Here is a 19,850-nt window from a genome sequence, read left to right as displayed (position 1 = left end):
TATAGTATGAATGAAGAGAAAGGAAGACGCGAGTGAATTTTATATGACGTTCAAGGCTAGAAAACTCATATGGATTTATGTATATAAGTTCGCTATAATCGTTATGAATCAATTTGTTTATAACGAAACGTACGATAGATATTTTAAAAGAAAAGGTGTGTCAGCATGAGTGTATTAAACGTAAAAAATCTAAGCCATGGTTTTGGTGACCGTGCGATTTTTAACGATGTATCATTTCGATTGTTAAAAGGTGAACACGTCGGCTTAATTGGAGCAAACGGCGAAGGTAAATCAACATTTATGAACATCATTACAGGCAAGCTAGAACCGGATGCTGGAAAAGTAGAATGGTCCAAAAAAGTGCGCGTTGGCTATTTAGATCAGCACACGGCATTAGAGCGCGGGCTTTCTATTCGTGATGTACTAAAAAGTGCTTTTCAATATTTATTTGATTTAGAAGCTCAAATGAATGGCCTCTATGAGAAAATGGCGGATGTATCACCAGAAGAACTTGAAAAACTATTAGAAGAAGTCGGTACGCTTCAAGACCTCTTAACAAATAATGACTTTTACATTATCGATGCAAAAGTCGAAGAAATTGCACGCGGATTAGGATTAGAAGATATCGGCTTAGACCGTGATGTACAGGATTTAAGTGGCGGACAGCGTACAAAAGTATTGCTGGCCAAATTATTGCTTGAAAAACCAGAAATTCTCTTACTTGATGAGCCTACAAACTACTTGGATGAACAGCATATTGAGTGGCTACGACGCTACTTGCAAGAATATGAAAATGCCTTTATTTTAATTTCTCATGATCTTCCATTTTTAAATAGCGTGATCAATTTAATTTATCATATGGAAAACCAAGAGTTAAATCGCTATGTAGGAGACTACGACGATTTTATGAAAGTATATGAAATGAAAAAGCAGCAGCTTGAAGCAGCTTATAAAAAACAACAGCAAGAAATGGCAGATTTAAAAGATTTCGTAGCGAGAAACAAAGCGCGCGTGTCGACACGAAATATGGCCATGTCTCGTCAAAAAAAGCTCGATAAAATGGAAGTAATTGAACTAGCTCAAGAGCGTCCAAAACCAGAGTTTAACTTTAAGAGTGCTCGTACTTCAAGCAAATTAATTTTTGAAACATCTGATTTAGTCATTGGATACGAAGAGCCGCTTTCTAAGCCACTGAATTTAAAAATGGAGCGAGGTCAAAAGATTGCCCTTGTAGGAGCAAATGGAATCGGGAAAACAACTCTTTTAAAAAGTATTCTAGGAGAAATCAAACCGATTTCAGGCTCTGTAGAAAAAGGCGATTACCAGCATATTGGCTATTTCGAACAAGAAGTCAAATCGGCTAATTACAATACGTGTATTGAAGAAGCATGGAATGAGTTTCCTCACTTTACCCAATATGAAATTCGTGCAGCTTTAGCTAAATGCGGCTTAACAACCAAACATATTGAAAGTAAAGTAGAAGTTCTAAGCGGTGGAGAAAAAGCAAAAGTCCGTCTATGTAAGCTGATTAACAATGAAACCAACATTCTTGTACTGGATGAGCCTACAAACCACTTGGATGTAGATGCGAAAGATGAATTAAAACGAGCTTTAAAAGAATACAAAGGAAGTATCTTAATTATTTGCCACGAACCTGAATTTTATCAAGATGTGGTCACAGACGTGTGGAACTGCGAATCTTGGACGACTAAATTATTTTAAAAAAACGGGTTAAAAGAGGCATATCTTTTATAAAAAGTGGGAATGATAAGATTAAGTTCCCCCCCTTTGTGTGAGTAGCCATTTTTTAAATGGTTACTTTTTTTATGTATAGTCCTTTAATAAAATGGCTATATTGTATCTATACTCCCTAAACCCAAAAAGGCCGCTGCAGCGATGCAGCGGTCTTTTCGTTGTCATGGCTTCATCTGTAGCCAGCTATCAAAATGATGAACAGCTATACTGCTTGGAGGATTCTCAACTTGACACTCTGTAAGCAACATATCCAGCTCTTGCATCATCTTTTCTTCTCCTTTAGCAGAAAAAGAAATGTATTCGCCTTCATCTGAAGCCATCGTTTCTACCCCTATTTCAATCGGAGTGGATAGTACACGTCCCCACTTGCGTTCATTTTCCGTTATTTCAGCAATACCGTTTTCTTTATCTGCATGGTTTCGGTACGCCATAATTGTGACTTCATCAGCGTATTGAATAACCCATCGCCCCAGCGAACCAGAACCGTTGCTATTTTTGAAGGGAACTTCGTCAAACCAAAACGGTATATCTACAGCAAGCGGCAAGTGTAACTCATGAGAATGTACAGCGGCTTGAGAAATAACATATTGATAATGCAGAATACTTTTCGCTCGATTATTTTTCCAATTTTCATACAAATAAGGCTCTACATCCAAATGAATCCCTGAAAATTGCTGTTGATCGTCTGCTTCTGCTTGGTAAGCTGTTATCCAATTAAAAAATGCTTCCTGCTCTTCTATACCAGAAGGCCCTATCCAATAAGGAGCACCGTCAAGTGCGTAAACATTTATGCCCTTGGCTCGTGCTTGTTGGATAAAATGCCTATATATGGAAGGTAAAAGATCACTATCAATTTGTAAATAAACCTTTGTCACCTTTTTTTCTTGAAGCTTTTCGAGGATAGCTTCTTGGTTCAGCATCCATTTCTTTGTATCCCACACCCACGTCGACAGCGATATATTCATCTCTGCATTCACCTTTGATTCACACCCTATTCCTTTCCCCATATTAAACAGCCATACAACCACCAGAAAAATAAGAACGCACTTGCTTTTCACACTCTTCTTCCTCCTTTATACGAGCCAGAACTCATATAAAGAGAGTCTGGCAGCTTGGCAACTTTATGGTGAATTTCTCACTTGGATCTGTAGCCTTCAGCAAACTCGCCCTCATCAATTTTTTAAGCCTAATCTTTATTTGTTCTAGCGGCTGCTTCATTTACTTCTCTATATCTTTCTTATGGAATAAATATGCCTGCTTTGGATGGTTTGGCTGATTTGGATATTTCAACTGTAATTGTCCTTTTCGTAATAGCTTTGTTAAATAATTATTACGTACTCCATCCGGCGTTCTTTCTAGTAAATAAGCAAACTCTTTAAGCATTAGCGGTTTTTCTTTACATAACTCAAGAATAATATGTTCCATCTGATTCGGCGAAAGCCGTTTTTTTTCACGAGCCAGCGCTGCAATATCCCATAGCTTCGTATCAATATCCTCACCATTAACTGAATTAGAAGAATCATCTTCAGGTTCTTTATTATAGGAGCTTTGATAATTATTATAGGAGATATTATCGTTATTGTATGAGTTTAACTTACTATTATAGTAGTTTCCTTCTTTATTATAGGAGTTATTATCGTTATTATATGAGTTTAACTCCTCTACTAAACCTTTATTATAGGAGTCTTCATTTTTATTACAGGAGTTAATTTCGACATTGTTTTCAGGTATGTTTTGATATTTTTCGACACTTTTAAAATTATTTCCCGAATCAGTTACAGACGTGGTATAAGTGTCTTTTTCAGAAGAACTTACCTGTCTTTCTTGAGCGGACACGGATAGCGTGACCACCGTACGATGCATAGAAACATCTTGATCAATAGAAGGCTTTTTATAATGATGTAAACTCCAATTTTGCTTTACTTTTTTCAAGCCTGAGCCCGAACGTTCACATAGCCCTAGTAAACTGAATAACTTAACGATATTTGGGTTTCGAAGCTGACTAACGGTGTTGCTAAAAACGGAATCTGCAGGTACTAACAAAAGACCTGGATTAGAAAAAACGTAATGTGAAGGTTGCTTTTCTAAAATAACGCCGCCCTCGCCATTATAATCCGCATGAATAAGCATATTGATTAAAGCTTCTGTTAAAGAGGAAGCGATTGTCGGCTGCGGTTCGTTATTACGAACAATTTCATGAATATGGAAATAAAAATCAAAAATATTTCCTGACCACGTCCCGTCTTGAGAGGTAAAACGCTCTGTCCATTCTTCATCCCCTTTACTTTCCCGGTATTCTAAAAAGTATTGTGGTAAAACTTCTGTGATAATCCGTTCTTCACTGAATAAAAGCAGGCCTGCGAGCGTAACTCCTTCTTTATGGGTATCTCTAACCTTTCCCCATGCTCCTACTTTGTATAAAAACTCTTTTGTTTCAAGCGCATTCCAAGGATGGGCTGGTTTTACTTCAGCAAATCGATCCCGGTAGCTTTTGATCGTATCAAAATTTAATTCATTTAATCCATAGTGCTCTAGGATGAGATTATCTTGTAACATATTCAACTCTCCTATTATCTTTGTATATTTATTTAACAGCATGAATATGCTGCTTCTTACCTCTTATTACTCACATACTAATTTTATTTATCCAGATGCTATCAGCATTCTAAAGTACTGCGTGTAAATTGTAATTCTGTCGCCCAATCTCTTCTACATCGATATATACACCTCATCTATTCTATCATTTTTTCTTTATTCTCTCCTTCATTTTTCAATCTTCAAAACAGCCTAGTTGATTGTGTAAAAGCTGTGGATATTTATCTTTATCCACAGCTTTTACACAACCTACAAACCCTTTTCTAGCTGTTTCAATATAAATTTGTTATAATACCATTCATAACAACGGATTAAGTGAGGGATTACGTATGGAAAAAGCTACATTTGCAGGTGGATGTTTCTGGTGTATGGTTACACCTTTTGAAGAGCTAGAAGGTATTCACGGCATTGTGTCAGGATATATGGGGGGAACTGTGGATAACCCTACTTATGAGCAAGTAAAATCTGGAACAAGCGGTTACTACGAAGTGGTTCAAATCACATTTGATCCTGAAGTGTTTCCCTACAAACGTTTATTAGATCTTTATTGGCCACAAATCGATCCAACAGATGATGGAGGTCAATTCCAAGATCGCGGCTCGCAGTATCGAACAGCAATTTTTTACCATAACGATAGTCAAAAACAAGCAGCTGAAGAGACGAAGCTAGAGGTCGCGGAAAGCGGACGTTTTAAAAAACCAATCGTGACAAGCATTCTTCCTGCCTCTACGTTTTATGAAGCTGAAGAGTATCATCAAGATTTCCACAAGAAAAATCCAAAGCACTATAAAGAAGACCGCGCTAAGTCCGGCCGAGATGAATTTATTGAAACTAACTGGAAATAATTTTTATGTTCAAAACAAAGCCGCATAACAAATGCTATGCGGCTTTGTTTTACCAATTATCTGTATAAGTCGTTGTTGCCGACGGCACGCTCCAATATTGCTGTACAGGCTGCCATGCTTTTAACGAGCCATCAGCTCTCTTCACGATTGCTTTAAATTGAACACTTTGACTGGCAGGAAAATAAACGGTGCCTCTCCAATCAGCTGTAGATGAATTGTATGTTAATTTAATTGGATAAAGGGACGTATCCCACTGACCTAGCTCAGCTCTGTCTCCAACAATATAAACCGTTTCTCCTACCGTAGTTGGCGCATTTTTTACTACAACCGTTTGCGCAACTGGTGTAACGCCCAGCGTATTTTTAAATTGCCCCATCAGCGTATCATTGTTAATGACATCGTAGAAACGAAGCAAAGTAAATCCTGCAAAATTATAGTTAAAGGCCATTTCAGCTGCTTTTTTATATTGATCTTCACTGCCTATAGTTAAAGCATTTTCCCCGTTTAAAACAATTCCTTTTGCATTCGCAATACCCGCTACTTGGCGTACAAGCGTCTTTGGCATAGAATATTCCGGATAACTTCCGCTATCCGTCATTTCTAAGCACGTAAACGTTATATCTAATTTAGCTGTTTTAAACGCTTCTAAAAGCGCGTTGTAATCATTATATCCAGCAGGTTTTTCTGCAGCATGAGGAATCGTGGGATTATTATACTGCCAATGAATTCCCGCCACTTTTGCACCGATTGGTACGTTAAAGGTGGCATCAAAAGCCTGATGAGCTAACTGTCCAATACGTTTTGTGTGATCTTCCAAAGCCCCTTGATACCATGCTAAGAAATCTTTTCCATAAACTGTTGAATAACCATCTTTTAAGAACTGATAGCCATCTGATGGCGGTAAAATTTGCGATGCAGAGGTTAAATTGGTGCCCCATGCTTGATTAACGCTGGCGAGTGAACCGTATTTTGTCAAAGCATATGATTGAAACTTGCTTTTGGCAAAGTTCGTATACACTTGAAATTTCCCTCTAGACGGATAGCCGGTTCCGTCTGCTGCTGTATAGGACGGATAACGAATTTCACCTGCAGGGCCTCCGGATAAATAGATTTTAGCAATCACGTCTTTATAAGGTGCTAACGCTTGCGCAAATGCCGTATAAAGCTCTCCATATTGTTTAGAAATAACGTCGGTTGCAAGCGGGCTTAGCGTTTCTTTATTTATCGTATCTGTTTCAGATTTGAAGTAAAGGCTGTCATCACTTTTTAAGTTCCATACCCAAGACGGAAGCGGAACGTTACAATCATCTCCAACATTACCGCCGCACTGATGAGTGGAAATAATTGGAACAATCTTTATACCTGCATTACGAGCAGCTTGAGCAAAGCGCTGAGCATAGGAAAAATCGAACTGCTGATCGCCGTTTTTCTCCATATCTCCCCACCAGAAGTCTACTGTCACCGCATAAAATCCATTTTGTTTCGCTTTGCGCAAATCGTTCTCAAACGCTTCCCATGTTGTATAGTCTGTTACTTTTTTCAACGGCGCCATTAAGTAAGTTTTATAACCCGCATTCATTGATTTACCATCTACGGCAGCCGCTCCGTTAATCGGATTCAAAATGAAAGCGTTAACAAAAATAAGCATCAAAACGAAAGCCAATCCTTTTTTACATAGCTGTTTCATATCTTCCCTCCATTTTTCAAAATCACCTATAGGTATTCGGCGGATCTTGGGTTTTTCCTTTTTCTTTTATAAAAAAAGACGCCCTGCCAGGACGCCATCTTTATTAGTTCCAAATCTCGTTTACCCATTCAGGGTGATCAATAAATGGATTGCGGTTATGCTGATAGTCTGAATAAATAATATCATTTCTGCGTCGTTCTCGATCATCTACTGGGTCTTGGGCGTTCCATTGAAGAAGCACAGATAATTTCCCATGATAAGGAGCAGTGCCATTATTCACCGCGTTATTAAGTTCTAAGTCAGGCTCATCACTTACATCACCTTCATAGCGCACGGCCATATAAAACAGCATACGAGCCACATCACCTTTTACTTCATCTCGAGGTTCCCATGAATCACTGTCAAAATAATTTCCGAGTGCTTCGCTATGTTCCGTCCCTCCGTTATCAAAATCTAAGTTTCCTCTCGTACTATTTACAGATACATCGGTTGGACGTAAATGATGAAGATCTGTTCCAGGTCCCATAGCTGTTCCAAAATCCCCGTGAGACTTTGCCCAGACGTGCTCACGATTCCAATCGTCCACTCCGCCTCCATTTGTACTCTTAGCCTGTGAACGCCCCGTGTAGAGCAAAATAACGTTATTTGCGTTAGCTGGATCTTCATCCGTTTTCTTTAACGCTTCCCATACGGCTGAATACGACAGTTCTGTGTGATGATCAATAATGTTATGAAGCTCTGTTTTTAAGGTGTTTCCTGTTTTTCCAGCTGCGGTACGATAATAGTCTTCGACTGGAACGGTTGGCTCTGTGGGGTCTGGAGTAGGATCAGTCCCTCCTGTTTCTGTACTGATAGAAGTAACTGATTTTATTCCTGGGTGTGAAAAATAAGGAGTGAGTGTGCCCGTAACAGTAAGAATTTTCCCTTTTAACTCCGAGTGACTTTGAAGTCCAAATGTACTTCGCAAATTCGAAGGAATTTGAACGTATACCATTTTGTCTGTATTGGTTTCATTTGAACTGTCAGCAAGAGCAAGTGCATAATCGTTTGGGTAATTGCTCGTAATAACTGTAGATGTGCCTGTAGGTTGACCTACTACATATCCTTTAACAGCTTGTACACTATTGTTTTGATTTTCAAGAGCTTGTGACACAGATAAAGATGCAGCTGCTTGACTAACAGGAGTTAAGCTCACTACAAGAGCAAAAACAAGCAGGGACATTACCCATGTTTTTTTACACAGAGCATATAATCTCACTTTTTTATTCCTCCTAATGATAGGTTTGAAAACTCGTTTCCTTCCACCTCTTTATATTATTTTTTCACTGTGAATTCCCTGCCTGTTTTTTGTTAAGTTTTATAGTGAAAAAGATGTGTTCTTCTTTACAGTGACGACCACTTTATGCGAAGGGTTATATTTTTAAAAGTCCACACTGGAAAAAGCATTATGTGTCTTTCTTTATATATGGTATAATCAACCGAATCGTAAAAGAGCTTATACCATTTCAGAAAATGAAATGATTTAAATAGAAATGAGGATTGTCTATGCTTAGTTTTGACGAAAAATTAGCTATTATTTCATCGTTTCCAGAGCTGCATCGAAAAGATGTATCTTTAGGACGCGTGAATTTTCATTATGAAGAAAGCGTGTACGATAAAACGGTTGTTGTGCATCATCTGCACCCTAACGGAAATGGATTTGTATATGCAGGGTTTTTAAAAGGATATGAAACAAATGACAAAGGTCTTGTGAATATCCGTGATTATACTGAAGAAGAGCTTCGCTCAATTATTGAAGCTTCTATTGAATCTTTGTCTACCCTTCCTGATACCGCTAGAGAAGAAGCTATTGTAGGGAATGGAAATGAACAGCGCTGGAACGGCCCAGACAATGCAACGCTTTTACTTGTTCATGAAGATGACCTGTGGAATGTTTATTCTGGCTTGAATTTAGAGGCAGCATTTCTATCTTACGAAGAAGCAGAAGATTATTTGTTTGAAGAAGGCTTCCGCCGCCTGTAAATTTACGTCTATACGCAAAAACCTCGCTGTTGATTAACAGCGAGGTTTTTTCATTTTTTTACAGAAGGCTGAGGACTAATGCGCGGTATTAAAACCGCAAATAATACAACAACCCCCACACCAATCAATAATAAATAAAACCATTGTAGGTCTGATGACTTTTCAGGAGCAGTTTGTTCTGTTCGATCTTTCTTGTAAGAAGTGTTTTTAGAAGAAAACAAGTTATATTCTTTTGCTTTCGCAGAAATTGTATTATCTTCAGCTGATGCGTTCGCAAAAAGACTTTCTTTTAAGCTCTCTTTCTCTGCATCTTCCTCTTTTTCAAATGTAAGATCCTTTATTTCCTCCGGAATATTTCCTACTTCTTTTTTGTTTTCCAGCAAAGATTCGGGGTCCAAGTTAATCGGATCATCTTTATATACATTTGGTTTAATCTCTTCAACGTTTCCGTCATCAGCTTCGGCCGCTGCTGCTATAGGGAAACAAAGAAGTGAAAAAATAAGAACAATACTTCCAATCTTCTTATTAAGCACTATAGGTTTCATCATTTTCAACCTCTTTAGTCGTCTTTAAAGCACGAATAATAGATGGTAGAACACTTAAAACGGCAGTCATCCCCAGTAATACAATAAGCGCCTGTCCAAATAGAGACTGCGTATCATATTGAATTGACATATATACCTTAGATACTGGATCTTCGTAATTAAAGTTTGGCATAGATAAGTTAAGAAGCGGGGTAATATAAAATAAAATCAACCCTACTGTCGTCACCCATCCAGCGAAGCTTCCTAATAAGAAAGCAATGCGTACGAGTGTAGATGAAGCAAGCAATAAGACGATCGTAAAGATTGACCATTCCATTGCCCGGTCTCCCGATAATGAATAAATATTAAGGCTAAAAATACTTACCATTAATCCCACAATCAAATTTAATAACCCAAACAGCGTACCTTTTACAAGCATAGGTGCGTGTCGGTAGTATTGACTGAAATAGCCAATTAGTAAGCTGCTGATTAAGATAATAACTAAAATGACAACCGGTGGAACCTCTTTTACTTTTTCAGCCGGCACTTCACCGCTTACTTGAAGAGGATTCGCTAAATAATGATAAACGTAATCATTATTCTGTCCATCTACTAATGTATTATTTAACAAACGGTATACCTGGCCGCGAACCAACTTCGTTGAATCCACGTTTTGGGCCCACTTGCTGTTAAGCGTGTCAGCTTTATCCTGGACTTCATTTACACGCTTCTGCAATTCATCTGTGTATGTGACAACATTAGCTTGTCTTTCACCTAAAGATGAAATGAGTTCGTTCATTCCCTTCAACTCTTGACCCATGCTTTGCTGCAGCGTCATTAAGCCTGTTACGTCCGGAGCTTCTTTCTTTTCTAATGCTTGATCTTCACCTGCGCTAGATTGAAGCTCTTGATTCATTGCATTTGCTTTTTCTTGAATAGCTGACAGCTCTTCCATAATAGATGCTTGTTCAGCATCAACTGTTTGTCCATATTGATCAGCAAAATCTTTCACTGAATTTTGGAACTGTGCTAACTCTTCTTTTGTTAGAGACAGGTTTTGTTGGATTTGCTTACGCGCGTCTTGAGAAGAGACGGTTCCAGCTAACGCCTGCTGCAAACTTCCTTTAATAGAGTCATTGTTAAGGACGCTGTTCTGTATGTCTGTATTTCCTACTTGAGCTAAAGTCAAATCATACTGCGATAAATCACCGTAGTACTTTAGCAGATCTTCGGCACTGCTGCTTTGAATCTTACCTGAGAATGTATTGCTCAGCTTTTCCTTTCGAGAAGCTGAAAGGTTTGGAGAAGATAAGATTTTATCTTCTTTGTTTTTAATCATCGTAATGAGATTCTCTACATCCACACTACCTTTAGAAGGCTTTTTGCCGTCTTCTTTCAACTTTTCATTCTCTTTTTTTAATCGTTCATTTTCTTCTTGAAGCTTAGCAATCTGACTGCTCGACGACTTGGTTGCTTCTTCTAAGTCTTTCTCTGCTTTGTTTTTCTGTGCTGTCAAAGACTCAATGTCTGCTTCCAAGCTGGCAATTTTCTGCTTCAGCGCATCCGTATTTTCTCCTGAAGTTTCAGGCTGAACGGTTACATTTTGCAGCTCATCTTTGACTGCTTGTACCTGTGTTTTCAGATTAGCCACTTTTTCAAGCGCGCTTTTCACAGCATCGGATGTACCTGATGTGTCCGGTGTGTCCGGTGTTTCAGTCGTTTCTGTTCCCTCAGGTGCTTCAGATGCTTCAGGCGCTTCAGGTGTTTCAGGTGTTTCATTTACCATTCCTTGGAGCTGCTGTTCTAGGTCTTCAAGCCCTTTTGATATATCATCAAGCTTTGCTGTTTGCTGAGATAAATCCACTTGAATTGGTTCTGACGTTCCTTCGCCTTGACCGGAATCTGGCTGAGTTCCATCATCTTCTCCAGGATCCGTCGGCGTCTCTCCACCTTGATTAGGATCTGGCTGAGTTCCGCCACCTTCTCCAGGGTCTGTTGGCGTCTCTCCGCCTTGATTAGGGTCTGGCTGAGCTCCATCACTTTCCCCTGAATCCGTTGAGCCTCCGCCACCTTCATTTGATGAAGCTGTCTCTAGCTGTGCACGAAGCGGCTTTAGCTTACTTTCAATTTGGTTTAGGGTTGTTTGCTCAGACTGCTGTTTGTATGAACTGACTATTTGGCCGTTCAAATCTTGCAGAGCTTTTTCTTGTTCACTGACGTTATCTGCTTGTTGATCTCCAAGTTCTCCAACGGCTTTTTGATTTTGATCCAGCTGCTGTTGAATGGAAGATAAGCCACTAAACACTTGATTGGCCTGCTCATTAAAATTTTGCTTAGAGCTTGGCTGATTAGATTCAAGGGAAGACAACTCTTGTTGAATCGCAGCAACGCTTTGAGCCTGCGTTTTTTCAAGCATTTGTTTCTGTGTTTCTTGATATGTTTGATATTGATTTACATATTCAATGAAGCTGTTTAAATTCTTTTCGACCTGTTCTACATCACCTTGTCTGTCGCTAGAACCTTTTTCTGCTTTATTTACATTATCTTGGATTTGCTGAAGAATTTTCTTTTGATCATTTAATTCGCCTGCTAAATCTTTTGAATTCGGTTTATAAAAAGCGACCATTGTTTTTTGAAAGGCGATTTCTTTATTTAGAATTTTATCGAACTGTCCGCGTACCTTATCCACTTCCTGTGATACATAACTCCAGTACAAAGAGGACATTTCATTATTAACCTTTGTAGTAGCATCTTCTAATTCCCCTACTACTTTTTCCTTATTAACTGCGTTAAGCTGACTTTGAACTTTATATTCTAAAGTAGCTTTTTCTGGCTTTTTTTCCTGATACGATAAAATATTTTGTGAGAAAGTCGAGGGAATATAGATAACCGCATCATATTTCCCATTCTGTAAACCGCTTGTAGCTGCGCTTCGTCCAAGTACGGTCCATTGATAATCCGACCCCTCCTGTAAAAGAGGAGTCACTTTTTCCCCAAATTCTATCGCTTTTTCACTATTTTCTTTTACTCCATTATCTTCGTTAACAACCGCAATCGTTCTTGTTGAGTTTTCTGTGACTTGCAGCGGGTTGTCTCCAATATACTGGAAAAAGAAAGAAGGAAGAGCCAAAATTAAAACAACAGCTAATATGACTTTAAGTGTATACTTACGCTGTTCGGTCATGTTAAGATCTTCCTTTCACTTACACATAGCGGGATTTGAATTCTTATTTCTTTTCCACTTTTAATATAATAACCGAAGCCAGGATTAACGTCGGCTTCTTTTCGGTCATAAGGAAGTGTAAATAAGCTTTGCTCTGTTTTCTTCATCAACAACACGGCTTGGCCAATTTGCTTCACTTCTGTTGTTAACGCGTCAAATCCTTTTGAAAACTCATTGTTGTTCCCAGCAACAATCAAGTTAAAGCCCAGGTGGCTATAATTTTTCATCAATTTTGTAATGCGATCTTGCAAGACACTGTCTAAGTTTTGCTGGAATCGTACAAATCCGTCTACTACAAGCATGATCGGGGCAAATGAAAGGCTGTGTACTGTTCCTTCCTGCACCGCTTCCAAATACTTATTTTCACGTCGCTGCAATCGCTCTTCGGTTAGGTCAAGCCAGTCGACGATCTGTTCTTTTGTTTCCATGTAAACGACTTGCTCTTCAGCTGCATAGCTTGATAAACCACGGTCAACCGAATCAAATAGTCCGATTTGCTTCACGCCTTGTTCAAGCGCTGTTTGCAGTATGACTTTCACTACATTTGTCTTTCCTTTTTGCGTCTGCCCCATGACGATACAATGCTTATTTTTCGTAAAATTCATATGCACCGGTCGAACAAACTCTTCATCTAACCCAAGAGGAATAACTCCTTTTTCCCGAATAACTTTTCTGTCCGTCATAAACTCGGCAAGTACAAGTTTCGATGACAGCATTGGCACCGGCTCCGGAAGAATAGCATCAGCATATTGATTCTTTAATCGTTGAATGTGCAGCTTAACTGCATCAAAAATTTCAAAATCATCTTTTCCTTCCGCAGGTAAAAACAGCTGCGCAAAATAAGGTTGATCCGTTTTGATAATAGCCCGGCCTGGAATAGACTCTAGCGCATACGGCGTACGTCCTAAAATAGAATACGCTTCTGAATGATCCATTAAATAATGAACAACTTTCGTTTTCAAGTTATTCATAAGTGACTGACGAATAGAATTCACGCGCGTCGCGGTAAAGATCATATAAATTCCTAACGACTGGCCGTCACGCACAAGCTGTGTGAACTGCATTTCTAGATCTTGCATTTCTTCTTTGACCAGATCAAAATTATCAATCGTGATAAAAATTAGAGGAAGCTCTTCTGAACTTAGAGCATTATACATTTTGATATTGCTAACTTCCTGCTGCTGAAATAACTGCTTTCGCCTTGCGATTTCTTGTTTGATAATCGTCATGAATTTTTCAATTTTACGTATTTGATCCATTAAGAAATACTCTGCCGTATGAGGCAGCTGACGAAGCGGCAGCAGCGTGCCGTTTCCAAAGTCAAAAATGTAATAATGAAGCTGCTCCGGGCTCTGTCTTTCAGCTAGACTAAGAAGCAACATCATGACTGTAAACGATTTACCGTATCCTGACGAACCAAATATACCAATGTTTCCATCGTCCATCAGCTGATAGTTATATACCGTTTGACTTTGCTTTTCAGGTTCATCAATCAAGCCTATTGGGAATACGCCGTCTCGCTTCTCTTTGTACTCACTGCGAAGCAATCTCTCTTTAAGAGGCGGCAGCCATGGACTATTTAGTTTTTTGATACCTAATTCCTGCTGCGTTTGTTCGATTTTTTGCACCACAACATCAATTTCTGCTTCCGCTTGTTTAGATGACGTCTGCTGAGTAGATACATCAGATAAAGGAATCAACCCGAGATCTGTTACAATGGCTACTTCATCTTCAGCCCCATACGTATCTTCCATGTACGGCGCGCCGCTCCAAGCTGACTGAAACAGTTCATACACTTCATTATTTCCAACCTGCAGATAGCCTCGACCCGTCACCGTAATGGAAGCAGCGTCCGCATTTTTTAAGATTTCTTTACTATCAGCGGCATCTTGGACTTTTAACGCTACTTTAAAGCGCGCATTACTCCAAATTTGATCGTCAATAACACCGCCTGGCTTTTGTGTTGCTAAAATTAAATGAACGCCTAGACTACGTCCAATGCGCGCCGCGCTGACTAATTCGCGAATGAACTCTGGTTCTTCACTTTTTAACTCAGCAAATTCATCCGAGATTAAGAATAAGTGAGGCAGAGGTTCTTCTGCCATACCTTGCTTATATAAATCTGTATAGTCATTAATATGATTGACTTCATATCTATCAAACAAGCGTTGGCGTCGCTTTAATTCACTTTTAATAGAAGCTAAGGCTCTTGTACTAAAATTCTTACTTCCTTCAATGTTTGTAATGGTTCCAAGCAGGTGAGGCATGTTTTTAAACGGCTGAGCCATTCCTCCGCCCTTATAGTCAATCAATAAAAATGCGACTTCATGGGGGTGGAAATTCACCGCTAGAGAAAGAATGTACGTTTGTAAAAATTCACTTTTCCCTGACCCCGTCGTACCTGCAAGTAACCCATGAGGGCCATGAGCTTTTTCGTGAAGATTTAGTTCAACAATATCTTCTTTTCCTTTTAAACCAATTGGAACGGCTAGCGACTTAGCTGATTCATTGCTGTGCCACCTTTGCACGATATCCAGCTCACCAATTTCTCTTGCTTTAAATAATTCTAAGAATGAAACGCTATTCGGAATTGAGTTGGTCATGCCAACTTGGTGATCCAATGTCCGCAGCATCCTTGCAAATCTTTCATTATAATCAAGCGTGTGTTTATCAAGCTGAAATGGAATATTCACAGCTTTTTGCTTTTGAATTAATATATCCCCCTCAGATTCGTTAATATAACGAACGAGTGTGTGAACGTGCTCCGTTAAGCTTTCTTTCGTCTCTGCCGCAAATATCGTAGAGAACCCAAGATGAGGGTGATACCCTTCTAAATACTCTAAGATAACGTGATCTGCGATTAACTGCTGATTTGTAATAATAAAAACAAAGTGAGGCAGGAAAACCCCTTCCCCTTTTGCTTCATCTAAGTCGCGTTCTCTCAGCATTTCATAAATAGAAGATAAAAGCTGATCTCTCGTTTGTTCATTATAAATGAAACCTTTTGCAAAAGAATGCGGCAGCTGAAAATGAGGAAGCCATTTCATCCATTCCCACTCTTTATATTCTTCTTCATCAAAAATGAATACGAATCTCACATCATGATAACTGTGGGAGAATGCCAGCTGTCCTACAAGCTGGTGCAGTTCATTCTTCACCGTTTTCATCTTTCCTACCAGACCAATAGAGCCTAAACCTAAATGAGCGGTAACAGGGGCATTTTTGACTTCTCGATAGACCTTTTCCATGTGCTGAGACTGCTCCAACAAATCATCAATTTCTCGATTAGCCATATCTCCGCTATTCAAAGAAATTTGGTAGCTTCCAGGAACTGTTCCTTTTCCAAGACGCACCTGTAAGAAATCACTGCTTTCAACAGTTCGTTCCCAAATTCGATCGGAAATCTGTTCTGTTAAATATTTCATTCGTTCAAACGTTGGAAAATGATAAGATAATACATCTCGTTGAACTGATACTAGTTCTTGTAATTCCTCACGCTTATTCTCTAAGTACTTTGTATAAATTCGACGACGACGCTCTTGGCGCTTCTTGCGCTGTTTTTTATCTTTGAAATATTGAACGGTAGATACAATCAGCGTGGTCGTAAACATCATGACAGATATAATAATAAAAATTCCCCTGGGCTGAATAATCGATACCGTACCCATGACTAAAAGCATGACTAATGGCGGTAAAATGGTAAGCCATAAGCTTCGGTTATTTTCATCATTGTCTTGGGACGGAAAGGACAAGCTCACCTTATCATTAGGCAAATCATATATCATGCGGGGTGTCCGTCTATAAATCGGGTACTTCTTTTTCATTTCAGAAATAGGTTGTGCCGTAGCTGGAAGCTTAGATGCATAATCATAGTAGCTTTGAATCTTCAGCAAATCTTTTTCGATCAATTGAATCGTCATAGAAGACCATAAAATAAGATCTCCGGGCTGAAGGTTCTTATTCTCTTTTAGTCGGTGCCCATTAAGATAAAGCGGTTCTTGATTATAAAAGACCTTCCACTTTCCATTTATCCTTGATAAGTAAAATCCTTCTTTTGGCTCTACTACACACTTTTCTTTCTGCTGATACACATCAGCTGCTTCATCACTTGTGGAAAACGAGACTTCTGATCCGTAATCAATATAATAGACAGCTTCTTTAACAGCCGTCTCTGTAAGGGCAAAGGTTAAAACCTGTCCTTGTTCTCGCCATACAAGCGACTCAGAAACAGATAGCTCTGCTATCCTTTCTTCTCCGTAAGAAATCAAGAGCCGGCCGTTCTTTTCAGATGACAGCGTCATTTGCCCTTTCTCAAACGGATAGGAAAAAGTAAAATTTTGATGCTGAGTGTTTCCAACCGTTGCTTGGCGAAAGGTTTTAAAATCTATAGGCAGCTGCTGATACGTTTGCCCACTAACTATCCAAAGCATATTCATACAACTACCTCCCTACTTCGATTGATTTTCCTGCTGTTTTTTTTGCTCTTCTTGTTTCTTTTTCTCAGCTTCTGCAGCTTTCTGTTCTTCTTCCTCCTGCTTGGCCGCCTGTGCTTCCTCAGTCTGTTTCTCTTCTTGCTGCTTGGCTGCTTCCGCTTCTTGCTGATCATTTTCCTTCTTAAATTCTTCAAGTTCATTCGCTACTTTATCAAGCTCTTCTTGCTTTTTATCAGCCGCTAAATCGTTGTCTGTCTTTAGCTGACCTTCGTATTTCATTAGTGCATAAATAATTAACGAGCGTTCTTCTAACAACCTGCTAACTTCTAGCGCTTTTTTGTTGTCTCCTCGGCCAATGTAAAACCAATAGGCAAAGTACTGAGGATCTGACTGAAGCGTAATAGTCTTTAAAGCATTTGCTTTTTGCTCCTCTCCTAACTTTTCATTAACAAGATAGGAAGTTGCTATTTCGTATTGCACAATTTTAGGCATGCTTTCGATATCGTAATCTTCAAGTGTATCGACTACTTTGCTGTAGTTTTTTTCAAGAAAATATTCGTTGCTTTCTACAAATGCTTCTTGTTTCGGCTGAGCAAAAAAGTAAGAATAAAAAGTATAAATAAGAGCTGGAATTAATAAGACAAGTATACCGACAGACGAAAACTTAAAAATGGTCCAGCGCTTTTGAGGAAGTTGAACAAGTGTCTTTTGATGTTTTTCAATTTGGGTTAGCTTATGCTGAACAAATTGACTCAACTCTTCCTCATTGCTGATATGCATTATTTTTTTAGCGTCTTCTTTTAATTGCAAGGTCTCATATAACTTAAAATACTGTTCAAATGTATGCGATGAGTCAACGGCGGCCGCTATCGTAGCCTTTAACTCCTGAAAGCTTTGTTCCTCGTTAGGCTCATAAGGAGGTAAACTTTCTTTCACTCCATAATGTAAAAAAGCAGAACTTAAACTTTTATCAAAAATGATATTTTCTGGACAAATCAACAAATGCAGCCTTGAAAAAGAATGCTGCTTTACTTTTTTGATAAGCTGATCTGCAAACAGCCACTTTTGCTGTTCTTCTTTTCCCCTTAATGCTGTAAAAGGTTGAAATTCAGAGGTAGGCTTAATTGTTATTTTAAGTTCATCATCGCTCATCATGATTTCTTTTTGAAAAGCCGTGTTTACATCCTTTAACATTTCAATTTCAATAGAACGATCAAGTCTAATTTTTTCTTTTTGAAAAACAAACGTATATTCATTATTATGACGTGTCATTACAGCTTCGAGCTGTTCTTCTAAGTAAGTCGGTTTCTTCTCTGACATTCTAATAGACTCCTTTAGAGAATTTCGATACAATCACCTGTGGTAATGCCGCAGTTAATCATCGTCTCATTTCCCGAGAAAATAAGATTTTTATTTGAAATACGTATCCACGCACCGTCCTTTGGTGATTGAGTAATCTTTTTAGCTTGCCAAACGATCTCGACTACTTTTTTGATTGAATGATAGTTTGATAGTCGCAAATTGAACCGCTCACCTGTATAGTGCTTTAAGTCTACTGTTACTTCTATATACATAGGGTTTCATCACCTCAAAACATAGAAAAAGCGCCTTCATCTTTTGAGAATGGGGCGCTCCTTTTATTACTTCACTTAGATTATTAGATGAAGTTAACCGCGGATTTGGCTAGCGATTTGGTTATCTGTATCTTCAAGAACATTTGCAGAGTCGTCTAATTGCTTAGCGATTTTTGTAAGTAGGTTAGACATTTCAACGAAAGAAGGTTTTAATTCTTCGTATTGAGCAGCAAACGCTTCGCTTGAAGCACCTTCCCACATATCTTGAAGTTGATTTTTCATTGTATCAAGACGGCTTACTAATTCTTGAACTTGGCCGCTTTCGTTAGTATAGCGTCCTGCCATGTCGCGAAGCTCTGCTGGTGTTACGCGAATAATTCCTGACATACATATCTCTCCTTCGGTTTATATATTTACTATTATTGTAAGAAACTCTAGTGACAAGGTCAAAGGTTACTTGCAAAAGCCTCCAAAAATGAGAATATGTATCTACAAATACCCCTAAAAATGCAAATAAAACCTGTACAACCAAGATTTTGTTCTCATTTAAATCTTTTCCATCTGATCTATAGGTACCTATTTAAAGGAAAATAAAAACTATAAGACTATTAAATTACATTTACTCTCATTATCTATAGAACTATTTACTAGTAATAAAAAAGCAGCAGCCTGTTTAAGGCCCTGCCTATATATATCCTACTTATTTAAGATTTAGACATGCTTGGAACAAGCACATGCGCTTGTTATCGCCTTGGCTACTGCTTAAAATAATTTTGATCTTCTTTTAACATTCTTATTTCTTCCGGGATGAATAATTTTGAGAGAGGCGTGTCAGGATTAAGTAATATCGCTATTTCTTCATTTAATACAGGCAGCATATCCTTAAATGATACGCATACGGTCTTTTCATCTTTTAGCATCTGTTCAATCGGATATTTTGACGAAAAAACAGGTAAATATCGATACGCTGCACTTTTCATCGTCTGAACGTAGTGCTCAGCAATTAATATATCTGATGCTACATGCTCTGAGCTAACAACTAGCCATAAATTGCTATTCATTAAAGTTTTATAAAATTGAGCAATTTTTTTATTATCTTTCATTGCTTCAATTAACGATTTTTCTAATAAGTTAAATGTATACTTCATTGCTGAGACAACCCTGTAAGGAACTGTACCATTTCACTTCCAGC

At 38.6% G+C, this 19,850-nt stretch carries 14 protein-coding genes; 3 read left to right on the top strand and 11 right to left on the bottom strand.

Features of this window, described 5'->3' with window-relative positions:
* The first annotated feature begins 165 nt into the window (after positions 1–165).
* Complete coding sequence (locus SB717_RS21355) at positions 166–1,722, top strand: ABC-F family ATP-binding cassette domain-containing protein (RefSeq protein WP_045291989.1); 1,557 nt, start codon at positions 166–168, stop codon at positions 1,720–1,722.
* Positions 1,723–1,916: 194 nt separating this feature from the next.
* Here the strand turns inward: SB717_RS21355 and SB717_RS21350 are convergent, their stop codons facing one another.
* Together SB717_RS21350 and SB717_RS21345 are read right to left on the bottom strand one after the other, a co-directional pair.
* The gene (locus SB717_RS21350; protein ID WP_410904636.1) at positions 1,917–2,813 is read right to left on the bottom strand and encodes an amidase; all 897 of its coding nucleotides are present in this window, start codon (positions 2,811–2,813) and stop codon (positions 1,917–1,919) included.
* A gap of 160 nt (positions 2,814–2,973) precedes the next feature.
* On the bottom strand, positions 2,974–4,311 hold the full coding sequence (locus SB717_RS21345; RefSeq protein ID WP_410904635.1) for an ATP-binding protein: 1,338 nt from the start codon (positions 4,309–4,311) through the stop codon (positions 2,974–2,976).
* A gap of 368 nt (positions 4,312–4,679) precedes the next feature.
* Here SB717_RS21345 and msrA point away from each other — a divergent pair, with 368 nt between their 5' ends.
* Positions 4,680–5,195: a peptide-methionine (S)-S-oxide reductase MsrA gene (gene msrA, locus SB717_RS21340; RefSeq protein WP_016762833.1), complete on the top strand. Its 516-nt coding sequence runs from the start codon at positions 4,680–4,682 to the stop codon at positions 5,193–5,195.
* Positions 5,196–5,244: 49 nt separating this feature from the next.
* Here msrA and SB717_RS21335 read toward each other — a convergent pair whose 3' ends face one another.
* Complete coding sequence (locus tag SB717_RS21335; protein ID WP_410904634.1) at positions 5,245–6,882, bottom strand: family 14 glycosylhydrolase; 1,638 nt, start codon at positions 6,880–6,882, stop codon at positions 5,245–5,247.
* 103 nt (positions 6,883–6,985) lie between these two features.
* Positions 6,986–8,140, bottom strand: a complete 1,155-nt coding sequence (locus tag SB717_RS21330) for an endonuclease (RefSeq protein WP_074682629.1) — start codon at positions 8,138–8,140, stop codon at positions 6,986–6,988.
* A 287-nt stretch (positions 8,141–8,427) separates the two neighbouring features.
* Between SB717_RS21330 and SB717_RS21325 the strand changes: the two genes are divergently transcribed.
* Entirely contained in the window at positions 8,428–8,904 is a 477-nt protein-coding gene (locus SB717_RS21325) for a hypothetical protein (protein WP_013055111.1), read from the top strand.
* Between the two features lie 50 nt (positions 8,905–8,954).
* Here SB717_RS21325 and essA read toward each other — a convergent pair whose 3' ends face one another.
* The 7 genes from essA to SB717_RS21290 form a co-directional block, all read right to left on the bottom strand.
* Positions 8,955–9,452 (bottom strand): type VII secretion protein EssA, encoded by a 498-nt coding sequence (gene essA, locus SB717_RS21320; protein ID WP_074682627.1) that lies wholly within the window; start codon positions 9,450–9,452, stop codon positions 8,955–8,957.
* Entirely contained in the window at positions 9,430–12,612 is a 3,183-nt protein-coding gene (gene esaA / locus SB717_RS21315; RefSeq protein ID WP_410904633.1) for a type VII secretion protein EsaA, read from the bottom strand. The genes essA and esaA overlap by 23 nt, the downstream gene beginning before the upstream one ends.
* Entirely contained in the window at positions 12,609–17,087 is a 4,479-nt protein-coding gene (essC, locus tag SB717_RS21310) for a type VII secretion protein EssC (protein ID WP_410904632.1), read from the bottom strand. The genes esaA and essC overlap by 4 nt, the downstream gene beginning before the upstream one ends.
* Before the next feature lie 12 nt (positions 17,088–17,099).
* The gene (gene essB / locus SB717_RS21305; protein ID WP_410904631.1) at positions 17,100–18,404 is read right to left on the bottom strand and encodes a type VII secretion protein EssB; all 1,305 of its coding nucleotides are present in this window, start codon (positions 18,402–18,404) and stop codon (positions 17,100–17,102) included.
* Positions 18,405–18,418: 14 nt separating this feature from the next.
* Positions 18,419–18,658, bottom strand: coding sequence for an ESX secretion system protein YukD (gene yukD, locus SB717_RS21300; protein WP_410904630.1), 240 nt, complete (start codon positions 18,656–18,658; stop codon positions 18,419–18,421).
* Positions 18,659–18,751: 93 nt separating this feature from the next.
* On the bottom strand, positions 18,752–19,045 hold the full coding sequence (locus SB717_RS21295) for a WXG100 family type VII secretion target (protein ID WP_013055105.1): 294 nt from the start codon (positions 19,043–19,045) through the stop codon (positions 18,752–18,754).
* A gap of 368 nt (positions 19,046–19,413) precedes the next feature.
* A complete protein-coding gene (locus tag SB717_RS21290; RefSeq protein WP_033580724.1) occupies positions 19,414–19,806 on the bottom strand; it encodes an SseB family protein in 393 nt (130 codons plus the stop codon).
* Between the last annotated feature and the right edge of the window lie 44 nt (positions 19,807–19,850).

The organism is Priestia sp. SIMBA_032 (assembly GCF_046535215.1).
GTDB classification, from domain to species: Bacteria; Bacillota; Bacilli; order Bacillales; family Bacillaceae_H; genus Priestia; species Priestia aryabhattai.
This window is presented reverse-complemented; position numbering and strand designations above follow the sequence as displayed.